Below are 18,197 nucleotides of genomic sequence, written 5' to 3'. Positions count from 1 at the left end.
ACGATTCGTTTACCTACAACATCTATCAGCAGCTGGCTGAGGTAGGTCATGAAATTGAGGTCTACAGAAACGATGCCTTGGACCTACAGGGTATTATCAAGCTCGCACCCGACCGGCTCATCATTTCGCCAGGACCCGGCAACCCAGATCAAGCGGGCGTCTCCGTTCAAGCCATTCAGCATTTCGCGGGCAAAATTCCTGTGCTCGGAGTTTGCCTGGGTCATCAGAGCTTAGCCCAAGCCTATGGCGGTAAAATCGTACGTGCCGACAGGCTCATGCATGGCAAGACCTCGCCCATTCATCACAATCAGTCCGGCGTCTTCCACGCAATGCCGAGCCCCTTTGATGCCACCCGGTACCACTCCTTGGTGGTAGAGCGCTCTAGCCTATCGGAAGATTTTGAAATCACCGCATGGACTGAAGAGAATGAAATCATGGGTATCCGGCACAAGCCCACGGGAGCCGAAGGCGTCCAGTTTCACCCAGAATCAATTCTCACCGAAAACGGCCGTAAATTACTGGAGGCATTCGCAACATGTTGAAACCCTTGATTGAAAAAGCATTGGCCGGACAAGACCTCACCCAGGCCGAAATGGCTCAAGCCGTTGGGTCAGTTATGGACGGTGAAGGTTCGCCTATTCAGGTTGCCGCCTTTCTCGTGGCGCTAAGAGCCAAGGGAGAAAAAACGGCTGAAATCACCGGCGCTGCTCAAGCTATGCGGGCACGCATGAATCAACTTAGCATCAAGCGGCTCCCCCTTATAGACACCTGTGGAACGGGTGGCAGCGGCACTGGATCATTCAATATCTCGACCGCCGTCGCGTTTGTTGCAGCCTCCGCTGGCGCAGCGGTTGCCAAGCACGGCAACAAAGCAATCAGTTCCAAATCAGGCAGCGCAGATGTTCTGAGCGAGCTGGGCGTTAATATTGCGGCGCCACTTGAAACGATGAAGTCCGCGATTGAAGATGTTGGCGTCGGGTTTCTATTTGCCCCCAACTACCATCCAGCCATGAAGCACGCAGGCACCGTTCGCCGAGAACTTGGTCTCCGTACTATCTTTAATGTGCTCGGCCCGCTTACCAATCCTGCTGGAGCACCTCGCCAACTCATGGGCATCTTCGATCGTTCGCTCACAACGCCTATCGCCCAAGTGCTTGGCAACCTCGGAAGTGAAAAAGCATGGGTAGTCCACGGCAGCGACGGCGTCGATGAATTGACCATTTGCGGCGAAAGCTACGTATCAGAATGGAACGGCACCGAAGTCGTTGAGCACATCATTCATCCGGAAAAGGTGGGCCTCAAGCTTCATCCCGAAGGTGCGATGAAAGGTGGAACGCCAAGCGAAAACGCGAAGCAAATGCGGCTCATCCTCTCAGGTCAGGACAAAGGACCACTTAATGACGCCATTGCTCTTAATGCGGGAGCCGCATTGCTGGTCGCCGGGATTGCCACAGACTTAAGCTCTGGAGTTAAGCAGGCGAAAGAATCCATTGAGGCTGGTAAGCCTTTGGAGATTCTCGAATCTTTAGTGAAAATAACGAACTAAGTAACACGCGCAACGCGGCTACATCTCAATCACAACAACCGAACTCGAAGGCAAGTCTTTGTCTTCGTCATCTGTATCCTCGGGACGAGGTACGTATTCACGGTCTAGCGGAAGCTCAAGGCGTGGACGCCGGGCGTCATCTTTACGCATTTTTTCCCGCTCGCGTCTTCTGAGCTCTTCGATGATAAATCCATCGAGCATAACAAGCCTCCTCGCAGGAACATTAAATTTACAGGCACCAACCATTGGACGTATCATTCCGCCCCGTCATTCACCCATTTGAGTCATCGACTGAACTTCCCAATACTTTACCCTTACACCCTTATGGTAAGTAGCAAAGGGGGTGGACGCAAGTATTCCTTCAGAACTGAACCCATCAAATATTCGTTTCGATCTGTAGCAAAAGGTAGGAAATGTAGGTGCTTAACGCGCCAAGCATCCAATATCAGGCGCTTTCGACCCGAGACTTGAAGCGAGCCAAGGTTTCAGGGAGTGCCTCTGCGGCCATGCGGCGGTTCACCGAAGCAGGTAGCTTACCCGCCAGCTCTAGCTCAAGGCCGTATGTGACGAGTGTCGTCCCATCCTCTGCTGGCTCAAGCTTCCAGTGGCCAGCGTTCACAGTCATGAGCTTAGAATCTACAAGATCCCACTCTAAATGTGTTTGGCTTTTTTTAACCAGACGCAAGGTGTAAGCCACTCGCATAATCAACTGAACTTCAAAAAGAACAACGCAGGTGTCCTCTTCACGGGACCGAACATCCACACGGCGGATTTCGGGCAAAAAATCAGGGTAGTGCTCGTAGCCAGAGATCACTTCCATGATTCTCTCGGCAGGCGCATTCATTGTTACGGTTTGTTCTACTTTTGCCACGATACCCCTAAAACCCCTAAGGGAGCCTCTTTATTCCGCGTAAACTCTTAAGACCTGTGCTTCGCCGCGCACAACCTTCAAACGGTGCATCTTTTTCAGTGCACGCTCCATGGCGCCAGCAGAGGTAGGATGAGTCGTTAAGACGATTGCTACTTCATGACCATCACCCGAAGGCTGCATCTGTGAAACCGTCGCCAAGCTAATAGATTCATCTGCCAGCAACTTCGTAATCGCCGCCAGGACACCGGGCTTCTCAGCAACAGTTAGACGCAAATACCATGGGCATACTGAATCCCCAGCCTTCGCGAGCTTTGGCCCCGAACGGTTCGGCTGTACCGCCGAAGAGCGTCCACGGGTATTCGCTGCGACGTTTCTAGCAGCTTCAATAAGGTCAGCCACAACCGCACTGCCCGTCGGTAACCCGCCTGCACCAGGCCCTTGGTACAGAGTCGTCCCAAGCGAGTCGCTTTGAACGTAAATGGCATTTTGTGCATCCGGAACCGCACTCAGAGCATGGCCCAGAGGTACCAAGTAAGGGAAAACGCCGGCTTGTACGGTTTCCACATCGCCCTCAACCACCCTGCGAGCTCTCGCAAGTAGCTTGATGGCATAGCCGAGTTCCGCGGCGTCCATCATCATCTCGCTTGTAAGTTCAGTAATTCCAATACAACCGAGCTTGGCACGGGTTACCGAGGCACCAAATGCTAGCCCAATTAGAATTGCTAATTTGTCAGCCGCATCCGCACCGTTAACATCCAAGGTTGGGTCAGCTTCTGCGTAGCCAAGATCTTGGGCAACAGCCAAAGCTGATTCATACGATTGGCCGCTGGCCATCGCCTCGACAATATAGTTCGTGGTGCCGTTTAGGATGCCGGTCAACTCAGTGATCCGGTCTGAAGCCAGCGCCTCACGTAAAGTTCGGATGATCGGAATGCCACCGGCAACCGCTGCTTCGAAGTGAACGTCGCGCTTGCTCTTTCGCGCAGCTTGGAAAATCTTTTTACCGTGAGCTGCTACGATGGCTTTATTTGCCGTTACAACTGTCTGGCCGGCCGCCAAAGCATCCGTCACGTGAGACAATGCTGGCTCGATACCGCCCATAAGTTCTACAACGACATCCACATCGGGCGCTCCTACTATATCCGAAGCTTTGGTCGTGAGGGCTACATTGCCCGCCGCGCCCAGGCGCTTACGTCGCTTGTTGCGAACCAAGGCCTTAACGATTCGAATAGGAACACCGGCCCGTGCTTCAATCATGGCACCATGTGTTGCAAGAATCTCAGCGACCCCTGCCCCAACGTTACCCAGCCCCAAGAGACCAACACGAACAACTTTACTACCATTAGCATTTTGAGACTTCATTTTTATCCTATCTTGGCAAGCGAAAGACGGTCCTGCCACACAGCGTCAAGAGAAGCTCGCACGCCTCGGTGGTCGTCTTCAAGCAAATCCGGATCTCTTTCGAGAATTTCCCGCGCATCATCCCGCGCGAGGAGTAATATTTTCTGATCTCTGGCCAAGTTTGCGATGGAAAGCACCGGCAAACCGGATTGCCTTGTGCCCACAAAATCGCCAGGGCCCCTGATTTCCAAATCTTCTTCGGCTATCTTAAAACCATCCGTCGTCTCTTCCATGATCGCGAGGCGCCGCCACGCATCTTCACTTTGGGTCGAGCGCGCAATTAAAAGACACGAACTCTCTGCGGCACCGCGCCCTACTCGGCCCCGAAGCTGATGCAATTGACTCAGCCCAAACCGCTCCGCATGCTCGATAACCATCACCGATGCGTTTGGCACGTCGATTCCAACTTCAATGACGGTCGTCGCGACCAAGACATCCAATTGCCCCGCGGAGAAGGCACGCATCACGCGGTCTTTCTCATCAGTCCCCATTTTTCCGTGCAGGAGTCCAAGCTTCAAATGGTGTAATAGTCCATGCTGAAGCTCATCATGGGTGCTTGTGGCATCGCGGATATTCTCCATACCTTCTTTATCCGACTCCTCTACCAGCGGCAGTACCACGTAGGCCTGTTGCCCTGCTTCGACCGCGGCTTCAACCTGCTTGTAGACCCGTTCGCGTTCCGCTTCCCGGAACTTCTTCGTTAAAACGGGCGTTCTACCTGGAGGCAGCTCATCGATAATGGAAACGTCCAAGTCACCGTAAACTGTGAGCGCCAATGTTCGCGGAATGGGTGTAGCGGTCATGACCAACATGTGCGGGACCGCCCCCGTACTCTCCATGCCCTGCTCCAAAAAGCGCGCACGTTGCATCACTCCAAATCGGTGCTGTTCATCCACAATTCCAAGCCCCAGCCTCTTAAAACGCACACTCCCTTGGATCAGCGCATGTGTCCCAATCACAATATCAACCATGCCAAGCTCAAGTTCCTCAAGAATGCGTCGTCGCTCGGGTGCACTTAACTTGCCAGTAAGAAGGCCTACCCTCACGCCGAGCCTTGGTAAAATTTTAAGGGCTGTTCGGGCATGCTGTTCGGCCAGGAGTTCCGTAGGCGCCATCAATGCAGTTTGAAAGCCCGCCTTCGCCGCCAATATCGCTGCCGTTAAGGCAACCGCTGTTTTACCGGAACCAACATCTCCCTGAAGTAGACGATTCATAGGCGATGGTTGGAGCAAATCGGCTTCAATATCTTGAAGGCATCGTGACTGTGCATCCGTAAAATCGAAGTCGAAAGCCTGCTTGGCAATATCCACTCCCGATAGGTCTGGTTCAAACGCGAGCCCTGGATCGCCAGAGGCTTCAGCTTTTCGGCGTAGAACCACCAATTGCAACATCAACAGTTCTTCGTAAATCAAACGCCGGTGCCACAATGTGTCCATATCGCGTAGAGCATCCACGGAAATATCAGCGGGCGGCTGATGCAGGTTCCACAAACATTGCCCAAGAGATTGAAAGTGGTGCTTCTCCCGCAACTGAGCCGGCAATCGGTCTTCCATCCGGTCAGTAACCGAAAGAACCCGCTCAATAATCGCCCGAAGGGTCGCTGGTCTCACGCCCTCAACCTCAAGGTAACCGGGAATAATCGCTCCGTCGTGGCCGTCTGGAACCAGAGGACTGATAGCATCTAAAACCTTCGTTTCCGGATGAACAATCTGGAGTTTACCCCGGTAACGCGCAACTGAGCCCGACGCCTGAATCACAACGCCTTTTTTGAAGCGTTCAATGAAGGTGCCACCCGGCACACGAAACCATTTAAGATAGAGATGGCCGGTATCATCACCGATGACCACGTCTAGGGTTCGGCGCCCCCGCATACGGCGGAAGTCCTTTGTAATCACTTCGCCCTCGACCGTGGCATTTGCACCGTCTTCGAGCCCAGATATAGGTGTTCCCGTTTGCCGATTTTCGTAACGCCTGGGAAGAAAACGCAACAAATCTTCGATTGTATCAATATTACGAAAAGCAAACGCTTGGGCGGTTTTGGGCCCCACACCTTTGACAAATTGCACCGACGTATTTGGCCCTAACGCACTGACCTCCTTGGGTGCCTGCGAACGTTTTTTAATTGGCTTTGGGGTGGCGGTCGCGGCTGGTTCTACAGTGGCATGAGGCTTGGGATTTGGTTTTTTAAGCTTCGCTCGGGCTACCGGTTTCGCCTTAGACTCTTTAACATTCGACCGCTGAGGTGTATCTGCGCTGTCTTTTTCCGCAAGGTCGCGTATCTCGCCCAAGAGTTGCACGCACTTTTGAAAATGCTTCACTCGCGTGGACATAGCTTCATTAGGAGCGGGCAAAAGCGCCAAGAAGGCATCTACCTTGGCCACAAAAACAGGCGATGACGCAGCATCGCGAGCTCGACCCGCGGCACGCGCCAGTGTGTTTTCAAGATCTCTGACACGTTGGAGATTTTCGAACTGATTACGGGAGGCAAATCTCAAGGGATTTTCGATGGCGGCCAACGCTTGAAGAAAAGCAGCGTTATCCATCTCGTGGCGACCTGCAGGCCGCTCTCCTTCCATCAAGAATTTACTTAAATTCGACGTCGGTGATCTCTACAACCCGTGGGCCACCCTTACCCGGTACCTTGGTCTCGTCTCCGACCTCTCGGCCAATGAGGGCACGAGCCAACGGAGATACAACGGAGACACGACCATTTTCAACATCGGTCTCAGACTCACCAACTATTTGATAAACACGTTCGTCGCCGGTCTCGATATCTTCCATAGTCACCGTTGCGCCAAAGACCACACGGTCTCCGCTTAGCTTTAGCGGGTCGATAATATTCGCACGAGCGACCATGTGCTCGAGGTTTCGAATCTTAGCCTCAATCATACCTTGCCGGTCTTTCGCGGAGTGGTATTCGAAGTTTTCTTTAAGATCGCCCAACTCGATGGCCGCACCAATCTCTTCGCTGATCTTGGGACGTTCAACCGACTTAAGATGGTGAAGCTCAGTCTTGAGCTTTTCATACCCCTTTGGGGTCACTGGGAATTCCTGATTTGACATAATAGGCTATCTAAACGACGTGAGAGTCTTCTGCAACAGGGCAAACGGTCGGTTCCGTCAAAATCCAGCAGAAATGACCGCGGTACCTCCAGCCGAGCCCAACACCTTCGATTATCATGACGCAAGCGCTAACAAAGACGGCTGAACTGTCAGAAATGTAGGCCGCACGCGTACACTATTGATCCGCGGCACTAGAAAGAACTTGTAAAGCAGTCAGCAGAGAGGGAACCTTGCTTGAACCGCGCGCGGGCCCTTGATAATTGACCCCCGTTTAGTTCGTCCACAACAAGAAACCTGAAGGACATCGTTTTGAATATTCACGAATTCCAAGGCAAACAAATTTTCCGGAAATACGGCATTCCGGTTCCAGAAGGCTCAGTCGCGCGAAGCGCTGACGAAGCCGCTAAAATCGCTGAAGACCTACCCGGTGATATCTGTGTTGTAAAAGCACAAATTCACGCAGGTGGCCGCGGTAAAGGTGCATTAACGGAGAACGGTGACGTCAATGGCGTCAAAGTTTGTAAAAGCGTTGATGAAGCCCGAGCCCACGCGGAAGCCCTTCTCGGCGGAACACTCGTCACCCATCAAACTGGGCCTGCAGGACAAAAGGTCAAGCAAGTACTGGTTGAAGCGGGTTGTGATATCAAGAAGGAACTCTATGCTGCGGTCATCTTAGACCGTGACACCAACATGGTTTCCTTCATCGCCAGTACAGAAGGCGGTATGGATATCGAAGAAGTTGCGGATAAAACCCCAGAAAAAATCATGACCGTAGCAGTAGATCCTGCTGAAGGCGTTCAAGGTTACCACGTACGTAAGATTGCTTATGGACTTGGTCTCGAGGGTAATACAGCCAAGCAAGCAGCCAAGCTCTTCACCAAGCTCTACAATTGCTTTGTGGGAACCGATGCAAGCTTGATGGAAGTTAACCCACTCGTCGTTACTGGCTCTGGTGACATCATGGCGTTGGATGCGAAATTGAATTTCGACCCCAACGCTCTTTTCCGTCAGAAAGATATCGCAGCGATGCGCGATAAGGACGAAGAAGATCCACAAGAGCGTGACGCAACTGAAGCTGGACTCTCCTACGTAAGCCTCGATGGTAACATCGGCTGCTTGGTAAATGGCGCAGGCCTCGCCATGGCAACCATGGATATGATCAAGCACGTGGGCGGCGCACCAGCCAACTTCCTAGACGTTGGGGGCGGCGCAACTGCAGAGCAAGTCACAACTGCCTTTAAGATTATTTTATCTGACAAGAACGTTAAGGCTATCCTCGTGAACATCTTCGGCGGAATCGCAAAATGCGACGTTATCGCCAATGGCGTTATCGCTGCCACTAAAGAAGTTGGCCTCGAGATTCCACTCGTTGTTCGCCTAGAAGGCACCAACGTTGAGCAAGGCAAGAAAATACTCGCTGAAAGTGGCCTAGCCATTACCCCAGCGGGCGACATGCTGGACGCTGCCAATAAGGCCGTAAGTGCTACAGGAGGTGCAGCATGAGTGTACTCGTAGATGAAAACACCAAACTACTTGTTCAGGGTATCACAGGCTCAGCTGGTTCATTCCACGCTGGCCTCATGATGGAATACGGAACCAACCTCGTAGCAGGCGTTACACCTGGACGTGGTGGTCAAAAGTTTCAGGAAAAGGCTCCAATCTTCAATACTGTTGAAGAAGCGGTCAAACAAACGGGTGCGAATGCATCTGTCATCTATGTTCCGCCTCCATTTGCAGCAGATGCAATCATGGAGGCAGTAGATGCTGAGATGCCACTGGTAATCTGTATCACTGAAGGTATTCCTGTACTGGACATGGTTCGCGTCAAGCGCTCTATGGAAGGCAAGAAAACTCGGTTGATTGGACCAAACTGCCCTGGCGTCATTACACCAGGAAAGTGCAAAATCGGAATCATGCCCGGCCATATCCACAAGGAAGGCCGCGTTGGGGTTGTATCTCGTTCGGGAACTCTTACCTATGAAGCCGTAGGCCAGCTTACGGCTATGGGTATCGGTCAATCCACCTGCATCGGCATCGGTGGTGACCCTGTAAATGGCACCAACTTTATCGACTGCCTGGAGCTCTTCAATGAGGACCCAGACACCGATGCAGTCATCATGCTTGGCGAAATCGGTGGTACCGATGAAGAGCAGGCTGCTGCTTGGGTTAAAGCCAACATGAAGAAGCCTGTGGCTTCATTTATTGCAGGCGCAACTGCACCTCCAGGAAAACGAATGGGCCATGCAGGCGCCATCATTTCTGGCGGAAAAGGGACTGCGGCCGATAAGTTTGCAGCTCTTGAAGACGCGGGCATTGCCATTACGCAAAGCCCGGCAGAATTGGCCAGTACGCTACAGCGTGCCATTAAAGGCTAATCCGTTTCATACTTGAGAAAGCCCGGCACTCGGCACTACGAGCGCCGGGCTTTTTTATTGCCTCAAGACCCGAAAAGGCCGAATAATTAAGCTAAAACAGCCTTTTACCCTTTACATTTGAGCGCCAAAATCGGATTGCGTTTTTATGATTGAACGCACCTTAAGTATTATCAAGCCGGACGCTGTAGCCGACGGAAACATCGGACAAATCCTAGCGACCTTCGAATCCAATGACCTAACCATCCTAGGCGGTCGCTTGGTCCACCTCACCCTTGAGCAGGCTCAGAAATTTTACGCTGTTCACGACGGAAAAGATTTCTTCAAGCGACTCACAGAGTTTATGTCGGCGGGACCTATTTTCGTGAGCGTTCTTGAAGGTGAGAATGCCGTATTGAAAAACCGTGAACTGATGGGCGCCACCGACCCGAAGGAAGCGGCAGAAGGTACGATTAGGGCGCGCTTCGGTCGATTTATTGGTAATAACGCTGCACACGGATCCGACAGCCTCGAAAATGCACAAACAGAAATAGCGTTCTTCTTTAGCGATGACCAGCTTCACGCCCGAACGTTTACACCCTCAGCTTAAGAGCCTAGTTCAAAGTTATCGGATCCAACGGGCTATGTTGGGATATCTTCCATAAGTCGTTCTATCGATTTTGAGCGCCCTGTTTTTGGGTCGATCTCAATAATCACACCACAGAGCTTAACGTTGTTGCGCGCCATCAAATGTCGTCCGCGGCGCTGACTTCTCAAGCGCTTAATTGCTGCTTGGCAATCCATGCCTATAACCGAGTCATAGGGACCGGTCATACCAACATCAGTAATGAATGCGGTCCCGCGTGGCAAGATTCGCTCGTCCGCAGTTGGGACGTGAGTATGTGTTCCGACCACTGCAGCCACACGGCCATCAAAGTGCCAACCAATGGCTTGCTTCTCGCTTGTGGCCTCTGCGTGCACATCCACAAGGATACCGTCCACAGGCCCCATCGCCTTAATTTCTTTTTCGATGGTCTCGAACGGGCATGCCAAGCTTCGCATAAAAACGAGGCCTTCAACGTGGATCACGCCGAGCGTGTGCCCTGACTGGAGCCGCACCGAATAAGCCCCATGACCAGCTGCATTACGGTAGTTGGCGGGTCGTAGCAGCCGTGATTCGTGCTCCATGTATTCTTCGATTTCTTTGAAGTGCCAAATATGATTTCCACCCGTAATCATATCCGCGCCTGCTCTAAACAGTTCGTCGGTTACCGCCGGGGTTAATCCTCGACCATTCACCGCATTTTCACCGTTCACCACGATACCGTCGAGCTTGAGCTCTTTACGCAGCGCCGGAAGCCTCGACGTACAAGCATCGATACCGCCCTGGCCGACTACATCACCTATAAATAGAATTCGCATGCGAAGCCCTTACCACAAGTCGCGTAACCGTGAACCCGCAATGCCTTAAATACCGCCAAAAAGGCCAAAATAGCACGCTTAGCCTTTGAAAACGGTGCCTTTTTCTATAAACCGTGTTCAGTAGAACGTTGCCCGATAGACCGAGCAGTTCATTGAACAAAAACTTATTCAGGAAGACTGAACCTATGAGCTTACTAGCAGTTGGAACCGTAGCCTTTGATTGTGTTGAAACACCTTTCGGAAAGCATGATGATATCATCGGAGGATCCGTAAGTTACTTAGGAACAAGCGCCTCTTACTTTACCGATGTTCGTATGATGAGCGTTATCGGCGAAGATTTCCCTGAAGACACACTCGAATTTTTCCGAAGTCGCAAAATAAACACAGACGGTGTTAAGCGTCTCCCTGGAAAAACATTTCGTTGGCGTGGCAAATACACCGACAACCTCAACGAAGCCGAAACGCTTGATACACAGCTCAATGTTCTCACTGAGTTCGACCCACGGGTACCTGAAGAATTCAAAAACAGTGATTACTTAGTTTTGGGCAATATCTCCCCAGATCTACAGCTCAACGTTCTAAACCAAGTTCCCAACGCAAAATTGGTAGCCTGCGATACAATGAACTTCTGGATCAGCGGAGCTTTGGAAGACCTCAAGAAGACACTGAAGAAAGTGAACCTGCTTTCAATCAACGATGGCGAAGCTAGAATGCTCAGTGGAGAACACAACTTGGTCCACGCAGCCAAAGCCATCCGAGCGATGGGTCCAGACATCCTGATCATCAAGCGCGGCGAACACGGTGCACTCGCAGTCACTGAAGAAGGTATGTTCTCAGCTCCAGCGATGCCTCTCGATGTGATCAAAGACCCAACAGGTGCTGGTGATTCATTCGCCGGTGGCCTTATGGGATACATTGCTCGTAAAGGAAGCTGGGACCTCGAAAGTCTTCGCCAAGGTGTTATCCTTGGATCAGTTATGGCCTCATACAATGTGCAGGATTTCAGCCTTGAGCGTCTCAAGACTCTCACTCAAGAAGATATCAATTCTAGATATCAGGCATTTGCGAACCTTACGCGCTTTAGCAGCACGCTGGATATCCTCTAAGAAACGCTATTGAGGTCAGGGATCACGCCGTTGGCTGGTCCTTGGCCACATTGGCCCACGCCCAAAAGTTCCCACTTAACGGTCTCGATAAATCTTACAAGCGACTAAAAAAGCTAGCGAGAGACTTCGCTTGAAGCGGTCGCCTTGAGAATCATGCCCATAAACAGATGCGAAAACGAGCCTAGGGCACGTTAGCGATTACTGCTACCAAGGTAGCCTGAGCGACGAGCAGGTTTCGCACCGCTCGGCATGCTGCCCAAATATCCCACCAAGGTCTCAAAACAGACCAAAGCTGATGTTGCTGACAATAACTTTACGGTTTTCCAAGTTTCTAACATTCTATACCTCGCTTACCACCAGGGTGTACTTCTATAGCTAAGCGATAATCGTGCCATTTCGCCTCAATGAACGTAATGACCGTTAAGCTCCCGAAATCGTTTAATACTTGGTTTTAGATAAGGCAACCTAGTACGACGACATTTCTACATCTTTGTCGACATACTGACAAAACCTACGGGAATGTATTTTCTTAAGCTGTCTACTTATCGGCTAGGACTGCTCGCTGCCCCGTAAAATACCCGATCCGTAAAATGATGAAGCTGTGTTGCCGTGGCTTCAGATTCGTTGATTTGCACAACGCGGCCATCGGCCGTAAACCCAAACATATAGCCCCACGCCGCCGTCAGTCCGTAGATTTGACCCACTTCAAGATTACCAACGATGGTACCTACTCCAGTTGCAGCGTCCACGAGAACCAAATCATCACCAGGCGTCGCACTGTCAGACGAAGTCATAAAGAGCGTGTTCGACTTGTTCACGACACAATCACCACTGGACCAAATATCCTCGCCAACCATGCCCACCGTCTGGGTTTCACCGGTATCCAAGTCAACGCTGTAGAGATAGGCCCCACTGGTAGCATAAGCATTCCCCTGCGCATCGATAGCAAAACCGTTAGCCTGTCCATCGGTTTCACCGAGTGCGCCCACTTCAATCCACTCGCCAGTTGGTTCGTTCAGACGATAGAGCACGCTCGCGGAGATACCGTAAAGGTTTCCATCCGTGTCTGTATCAAAATCCACAACACCCGGAACCGCGCCGACATAGCTAAGCGTCCCTTTGAAAGGGTCTACAGAGAACAATTCGGTCGCGTTATGGGCATAAACCGTGCAGTTTAGCCCCTCATTGATGTCGTCATCACAGTTGTTGTCTACAAAATCGCAGGACTCAAACTGGTCGGGTCGAACACTTGCGTCCGTGTCGTCACAGTCATCACCGCCACATGCCTCAGACACGAACAAGTCACCATCTACGTCGCACCCTGGCTCGATCTCTGGCTCACTGGAATCGGATGCATCGGACGCGTCACTTTCAGTATCTGCTGGGTCCGGTTCTACGGTCGTTGGATCGGTTGGGTCGGTAGTATCCGAGCCTGTGCCGGTACCATTTTCGGCACAAGCTGCCAAAAACATTAAAAATATCAAAGTGGTTAACCGTAGCATATCATCACCCCATGAAACTGGTCTAAAGAGAGTGACCAATATAAGGCGTTCTGCTCGTGGGCAAGCACAAAGCCCCTGCCTCTGGTCCAAATTGCAGATAAGTCCAAAAATAACCTTACATATGCTGGACAAATACTGAAATTGAACCAGTTTGGGTAAGTTCAAAGACTACAAGAAGGAAATCATGACCAACCCATCCCCACGAATATTACTGGTCGGCGCAGGTGCTGTCGGGCAGGTATACGGCCGCCACCTCAACTTGGGCGGAGCCAGCGTAAGTTTTTACGTACGCGAAAAGTATAAAACTGAGCTGGAATTGGGCATGCCTGTCTACCCGCTTAACCACCAAAAAATAACGCAAGAGCCACAACAATTCAGGGACTTCAAGCTCTTAACGACCATCGAGGAAGTAGCGGCCTGTGAGTTTGACCAAATCTGGCTGTGTGTTCCAGCGACCGCGCTAAGAGATGACTGGGTTGAACCCATGCTCAAGGCATCAGGGGACGCGGTCATTGTAAGCCTCATTCCAGGCTTTGAAGAACGGGCTATTCTCTTAAAGCATCTGCCTGAGAGCCGACTCGTCTGTGGCATGATTACGCTGATCAGCTACCAAGCCCCTTTGCCCAACGAGGCCTGCCATAGCCCAGGCATGGCATACTGGTTCCCGCCGGCTACACCAGCATACTTCAGTGGTCCGCCAGCCATCGTTAATTTAATCGTCAAACTACTCAAAACAGGTGGTCAGCCGGCGGCCAAGCATCGGGATGTTAGCGCTATGGGCAGTTCAGGCACTGCGATACTCATGCCCCTCTTGCTCGGACTCGAGCGAGAATCTTGGTCTTTTAAGCAATTCACCAACACCCAAGCACTCAAAGACAGCCTACGTGCCATCCAAGAGACTTTGAAGATTGCTGCAGAACAGTCGTCACAAAAAACACCCATTTGGCGTCACGCGCTGGTCCCAAGCCTCTTTAAAACAATCCTTTGGCTTGGTGAACGGGTTCTACCACTGCCATTGGAAACCTATTTAAAATACCATTTCACCAAAGTGGGCGCTCAAACGAGATTATTTATCGACGCATACATAGCCTTGGGGCAGGATCGTGATTTACCAACCGGGAACCTTGTTAAACTAAGAGAATCGGCACCGACAGTCGCCCCAACACACTGAGCCCTTGCAAGGTGACTGAAAAATCCATAACCATCTACTCCTTATGGCTTCCGGAACCGAAATCTTCTTAGCAGAACTGGCGTCAATCGCATCGCCCACGGCGCGTCCTCGCACGACCCTGGCTTATGCCCAAAGCCTTGACGGATCTTTAACAAGAACGCCGGGGAGCCCTACCCGAATCAGCAGCGAGCAGTCGCTTACCTTTACCCATGAAGTCCGTGCCGCCCACGACGGAATCCTCGTCGGCGTCGGAACTGTTTTGGCAGACAATCCAAGGTTAAATGTTCGGCGCGTTCCTGGAAACAGTCCCCGACCCATCATCATGGATAGCAAGCTCCGAAGCCCTTTAGACGCCAAGTTTCTAAGCAGTCACCCTGACCCCTGGATAGCAACCACACACAAAGCATGTGAGAAGAAGGTCAAAGCATTTAAAGAACGAGGCGTCACCATTCTTACCGTTGATTCGCTACCAAACGGTTGGGTCGATCCGGTAGCTCTGCACTCCATGCTCCAGGAACGCGGCGTAAAAAGTCTTATGGTTGAGGGCGGCGCGCACATACTCACAAGCTTTCTCCAGCACCACTTGGCCGACTACCTCATCGCAACCATATCCATGAAGCTTCTTGGCGGCCTACATTCGCTCCTGGGCCTTCCGGCCGGACATGCAGCGCCTCAACTTCACGACTGGAAAACTGTAGCCCTAGACGACGACCTCATCGTGGGAGGCAAGCTTCTATGGAGTTAAGCACGCAGGTTCTTCAACACGTTCAACGCAAACAAGTTGAGGTGACCACAGTTTCACTTCCCGCTCTTGGACCGAGTGATATTCTGGCAAGAGCAACCTGCAGTGGAGTGAGTCCTGGCACAGAAGCACTTGTCTTTAATGGCAACATTGAGCCTGGAACCGCACTCGACGAATCCATACCGGCGCTCAAAGACGGTTCGCTTCAGTATCCCTTTGCCTATGGTTATTGCTGGGTGGGACGCGTTGTGAAAGCCGGCGATAACGTTACCAACCTAAAACCCGGCGACCGAATCTTTACCTTTGCTCCCCACCAAGCGCATATCGTAACCGCTGCTGACGCATGCATCGCCCTACCCGATAACCTTAGCGACAGCGCGGCAACCTTGCTTCCATCTATGGAAACAGCGGTCAGCATTGTCCATGACACCCAACCACTGCTCGGCGAGAATATTCGCATTTTCGGACAGGGCGTTGTTGGCCTATTGACTGCATGGATCCTGAATCAATTTCCGCTTACATCGCTCAGCACTGTCGACCCAAGTCATCCGCGCCGCAGTATCAGTCAAGCGCTGGGGCTTAACGCCTTTAATCTTCCGACAAGTTCAGAGAAGCTTTCACCCGTGGATGCAACCATTGAGATCTCAGGTAACCCCGCAGCGCTAGACCAAGCAATTCAGTCAACGCAAGCACATGGTCGAGTTATTATTGCATCCTGGTATGGTTCTCAAAAAGCTGAGCTTAGTCTCAATACCCATTTTCACCGCGGAAGAATTCAGATCATAAGCACCCAGGTAAGTTCCATTTCCCCGAAGTTACGGGGTGGATGGAACAACCCACGACGACTCGAGCAGGCCATGCGCCTGCTGCACAAATTCCCTCACGCAGCCCTTTCCGCCACTCCTATGGCTTTTGAGGATGCGCCCACAAGTTACCCTGCTCTGTTCACTGAAGTCGGACCAAGCATTCACCCCTTTTTCGTATACCCAAAGGACTAATCATGTATGCACTTCGCGTCGACCGAGCTTTTAAAGCCTACCACTTTTTGATTGGCGGTGACTGGGGCAGTGAAAACACACACCACAGCCACGAGTACCGCTTCGAGGCCATCTTTGAAGGCCCTGAACTCAACAAGCATGGGTACCTACTGGACATTGTAGATGTAGAGAAGGCAATGGATGCCCAGGTTGAACGGTTTAAAGAAGGTACGCTGAACGAGTTCGATGAGTTCAAGGACCTTAATCCAAGCATCGAACATTTCTCGCGAATCCTGTGGGAGCGAATGGATGCTCAGATCGACAAGACAGGCCTCAGCTCGATGACTGTCCGAATTTGGGAAGACGGATTCGCCTGGGCACGGTTTACTAAAGCATTTGAAGCGGAAATTGATTAATATACATGAAACTGGCCCTCGTCATTTATGGAGACCTCAATCAAACGACTGGTGGGTATCTCTACGACTCCAAGTTCGTAAATTACCTGCGATCCGCCGGTGACACGGTCGAAGTAATATCACTGCCCGACCGAGGATATTTCCAAAACGTCTTCCCAAGGGCGCTTCACCACATTCACGACCAACTGCTCAAGGGTGACTTCGACGCGATTATCTTCGATGAACTTTGTCACGCCAGCCTATCGGCCTGGCTACCCGCCATCCGGAAGAAGCAATGCTGCATAGGACTCGTTCATCACCTCAAGACCTCAGAACCCCAGAGTCAACTAATCAAGGCCACTTCGCACCTTCTTGAAAAACAATTCCTGAACATGCAGCACGCGATTATTTGCAACAGCGAAACAACGCGCAGAACCTGCGAAGAAATAATGAGTCATGTGCGACCCTTTCAGATTGTAAACCCTGGGCCGGTTACTTGGCTGGATGAGATTGAGCCCAGTGAAATCAAGAAGCGTGCAAACCAACCGGGTCCATTGCGAGTTCTATTTCTAGGGACCTTAACCAAGCGCAAAGGCCTTCATACCCTGATCGAAGCGCTAGACTCGGTGACAACTCCAATTCATTGCAGTGTCATTGGCTGTGACCAACGCGACGTAACCTATGCGAACCATTGTAAAGCAAAGGTCTCGGACGAAAGCATTCACCAAGTCGTGTTCCTTGGTGAACAGCAACCTGATGCGCTGCTCGACCACATGCGCCGAGCCCATGTCATGGTCATTCCATCAGAGTACGAAGGTTTTGGGATGGCGTATTTGGAGGGACTCTCAGTAGGCTTACCATCTATTGCGACCACCAAAGGTGCACCCCCTGAATTTATCACCCATGGCTGCAACGGGTTCCTGGTTCCCCCGAATGCACCCGCATTGGTTGCGGAACATATTCAAGCCCTGGCTCATGACAGGGACCTCCTTGCCAAGCTTGGAATTGCGGCACGGCAAAGCTTTGAAAGCCATCCAACCTGGGACGAAAGCTTTCAGGGAGCACGTGAATTTATTTTACAGATAAGCTCGGAGAGAAGCGCTAACCACGCCAGCCCATCCACTCACGAAAAGACAATACAGCCGAGCTGATCATCAGGCCCAAATCCCTCGCCCGAGAGAGCGCGCAAACGGCTATCCCCTCACTCCAATCACCACCAAGCGCTAAAGTAGCAGCCAGTACACCCGCCTCCAAGACGCCCATCGCCCCTGGCACCGGAGCCCAAAGCGCAACTCGGGCGGCCAGCCACGAGCCAAGCACCATCTGCCAGCCAGCATCAGGAACAACCAATGACCATAAGAACCACCACTCTAAACCCATCAGGGCCAACGCGAATATACCGGCAGCGACTGACCGAACCCAAACTTTTAGGTCCAATGATTTTAGAACGTCGAGTTCGTTTTCCAAGCGACTCATAAACTCGCGGCGCGCAAACAAGCCCTGCCGCCGCGCGATAACCATCGCCACCACCACAGCCGCGCCTAACCCCAAGGCAGAGAGCACTTCATGACCATCAAGACTTAAAGGCTTGAGTTCAATCAGGCCAAAGGCCAACACCCAAACAACCAGAATGCCGGTTAATAGGGTATT

At 51.7% G+C, this 18,197-nt stretch carries 19 protein-coding genes; 11 read left to right on the top strand and 8 right to left on the bottom strand.

Translation table 11 applies throughout. The annotated features are described in order from the left end of the window. Both HOK28_11815 and trpD read left to right on the top strand, forming a co-directional pair. Positions 1-542 (top strand): aminodeoxychorismate/anthranilate synthase component II (locus tag HOK28_11815; GenBank protein ID MBT6433774.1); only part of this gene is annotated, 542 nt, incomplete at its 5' end. After that, on the top strand, positions 536-1,546 hold the full coding sequence (gene trpD, locus HOK28_11810) for an anthranilate phosphoribosyltransferase (protein ID MBT6433773.1): 1,011 nt from the start codon (positions 536-538) through the stop codon (positions 1,544-1,546). The genes HOK28_11815 and trpD, both read left to right, overlap by 7 nt. An 18-nt stretch (positions 1,547-1,564) precedes the next feature. Here trpD and HOK28_11805 read toward each other — a convergent pair whose 3' ends face one another. The 5 genes from HOK28_11805 to greA form a co-directional block, all read right to left on the bottom strand. After that, positions 1,565-1,747, bottom strand: a complete 183-nt coding sequence (locus HOK28_11805; protein MBT6433772.1) for a hypothetical protein — start codon at positions 1,745-1,747, stop codon at positions 1,565-1,567. 244 nt (positions 1,748-1,991) lie between these two features. Beyond that, entirely contained in the window at positions 1,992-2,417 is a 426-nt protein-coding gene (locus HOK28_11800; protein ID MBT6433771.1) for a hypothetical protein, read from the bottom strand. Between the two features lie 30 nt (positions 2,418-2,447). Next, positions 2,448-3,779: a homoserine dehydrogenase gene (locus tag HOK28_11795; protein ID MBT6433770.1), complete on the bottom strand. Its 1,332-nt coding sequence runs from the start codon at positions 3,777-3,779 to the stop codon at positions 2,448-2,450. A gap of 2 nt (positions 3,780-3,781) precedes the next feature. Next, positions 3,782-6,394, bottom strand: a complete 2,613-nt coding sequence (recG, locus tag HOK28_11790; protein MBT6433769.1) for an ATP-dependent DNA helicase RecG — start codon at positions 6,392-6,394, stop codon at positions 3,782-3,784. A gap of 7 nt (positions 6,395-6,401) precedes the next feature. Continuing rightward, entirely contained in the window at positions 6,402-6,881 is a 480-nt protein-coding gene (gene greA, locus HOK28_11785; GenBank protein MBT6433768.1) for a transcription elongation factor GreA, read from the bottom strand. Between the two features lie 309 nt (positions 6,882-7,190). Between greA and sucC the strand changes: the two genes are divergently transcribed. From sucC to ndk, 3 genes are all read left to right on the top strand, one after another. Next, a complete protein-coding gene (gene sucC, locus HOK28_11780; protein ID MBT6433767.1) occupies positions 7,191-8,384 on the top strand; it encodes an ADP-forming succinate--CoA ligase subunit beta in 1,194 nt (397 codons plus the stop codon). Next, entirely contained in the window at positions 8,381-9,256 is an 876-nt protein-coding gene (gene sucD, locus HOK28_11775; protein MBT6433766.1) for a succinate--CoA ligase subunit alpha, read from the top strand. Before sucC ends, sucD begins: the two co-directional genes overlap by 4 nt. Before the next feature lie 145 nt (positions 9,257-9,401). Beyond that, complete coding sequence (gene ndk / locus HOK28_11770) at positions 9,402-9,842, top strand: nucleoside-diphosphate kinase (protein MBT6433765.1); 441 nt, start codon at positions 9,402-9,404, stop codon at positions 9,840-9,842. 32 nt (positions 9,843-9,874) lie between these two features. Here the strand turns inward: ndk and HOK28_11765 are convergent, their stop codons facing one another. Beyond that, on the bottom strand, positions 9,875-10,654 hold the full coding sequence (locus tag HOK28_11765; protein ID MBT6433764.1) for a TIGR00282 family metallophosphoesterase: 780 nt from the start codon (positions 10,652-10,654) through the stop codon (positions 9,875-9,877). A gap of 185 nt (positions 10,655-10,839) precedes the next feature. On the opposite strand from HOK28_11765, the gene HOK28_11760 reads away from it, so the two are divergent. Further along, complete coding sequence (locus HOK28_11760; protein ID MBT6433763.1) at positions 10,840-11,760, top strand: sugar kinase; 921 nt, start codon at positions 10,840-10,842, stop codon at positions 11,758-11,760. A gap of 542 nt (positions 11,761-12,302) precedes the next feature. On the opposite strand, the gene HOK28_11755 is transcribed toward HOK28_11760, so the two are convergent. Then, the gene (locus HOK28_11755; GenBank protein MBT6433762.1) at positions 12,303-13,262 is read right to left on the bottom strand and encodes a hypothetical protein; all 960 of its coding nucleotides are present in this window, start codon (positions 13,260-13,262) and stop codon (positions 12,303-12,305) included. A gap of 184 nt (positions 13,263-13,446) precedes the next feature. On the opposite strand from HOK28_11755, the gene HOK28_11750 reads away from it, so the two are divergent. Genes HOK28_11750 through HOK28_11730 form a run of 5 tightly spaced genes read left to right on the top strand, consistent with a single transcriptional unit; the run spans position 13,447 to position 17,698 of the window. Next, entirely contained in the window at positions 13,447-14,433 is a 987-nt protein-coding gene (locus HOK28_11750) for a ketopantoate reductase (protein MBT6433761.1), read from the top strand. Positions 14,434-14,476: 43 nt separating this feature from the next. Beyond that, positions 14,477-15,178, top strand: a complete 702-nt coding sequence (locus HOK28_11745; protein MBT6433760.1) for a hypothetical protein — start codon at positions 14,477-14,479, stop codon at positions 15,176-15,178. Continuing rightward, positions 15,169-16,173 carry a zinc-binding alcohol dehydrogenase gene (locus tag HOK28_11740; GenBank protein ID MBT6433759.1) on the top strand — a complete coding sequence of 335 codons (1,005 nt, stop codon included), beginning with the start codon at positions 15,169-15,171 and terminating at the stop codon, positions 16,171-16,173. The genes HOK28_11745 and HOK28_11740 overlap by 10 nt, the downstream gene beginning before the upstream one ends. Positions 16,174-16,175: 2 nt before the next feature. Then, the gene (locus HOK28_11735; GenBank protein ID MBT6433758.1) at positions 16,176-16,568 is read left to right on the top strand and encodes a 6-carboxytetrahydropterin synthase; all 393 of its coding nucleotides are present in this window, start codon (positions 16,176-16,178) and stop codon (positions 16,566-16,568) included. Positions 16,569-16,573: 5 nt separating this feature from the next. Next, positions 16,574-17,698: a glycosyltransferase family 4 protein gene (locus tag HOK28_11730; protein ID MBT6433757.1), complete on the top strand. Its 1,125-nt coding sequence runs from the start codon at positions 16,574-16,576 to the stop codon at positions 17,696-17,698. Here HOK28_11730 and HOK28_11725 read toward each other — a convergent pair. Further along, positions 17,649-18,197 (bottom strand): hypothetical protein (locus HOK28_11725; GenBank protein ID MBT6433756.1); only part of this gene is annotated, 549 nt, incomplete at its 5' end. The genes HOK28_11730 and HOK28_11725 overlap by 50 nt on opposite strands.

The organism is Deltaproteobacteria bacterium (assembly GCA_018668695.1).
GTDB lineage: Bacteria > Myxococcota > XYA12-FULL-58-9 > XYA12-FULL-58-9 > JABJBS01 > JABJBS01.
The sequence above is the reverse complement of the archived record's forward strand: the minus strand, read 5'-3'. Positions and strand labels throughout refer to the sequence as shown.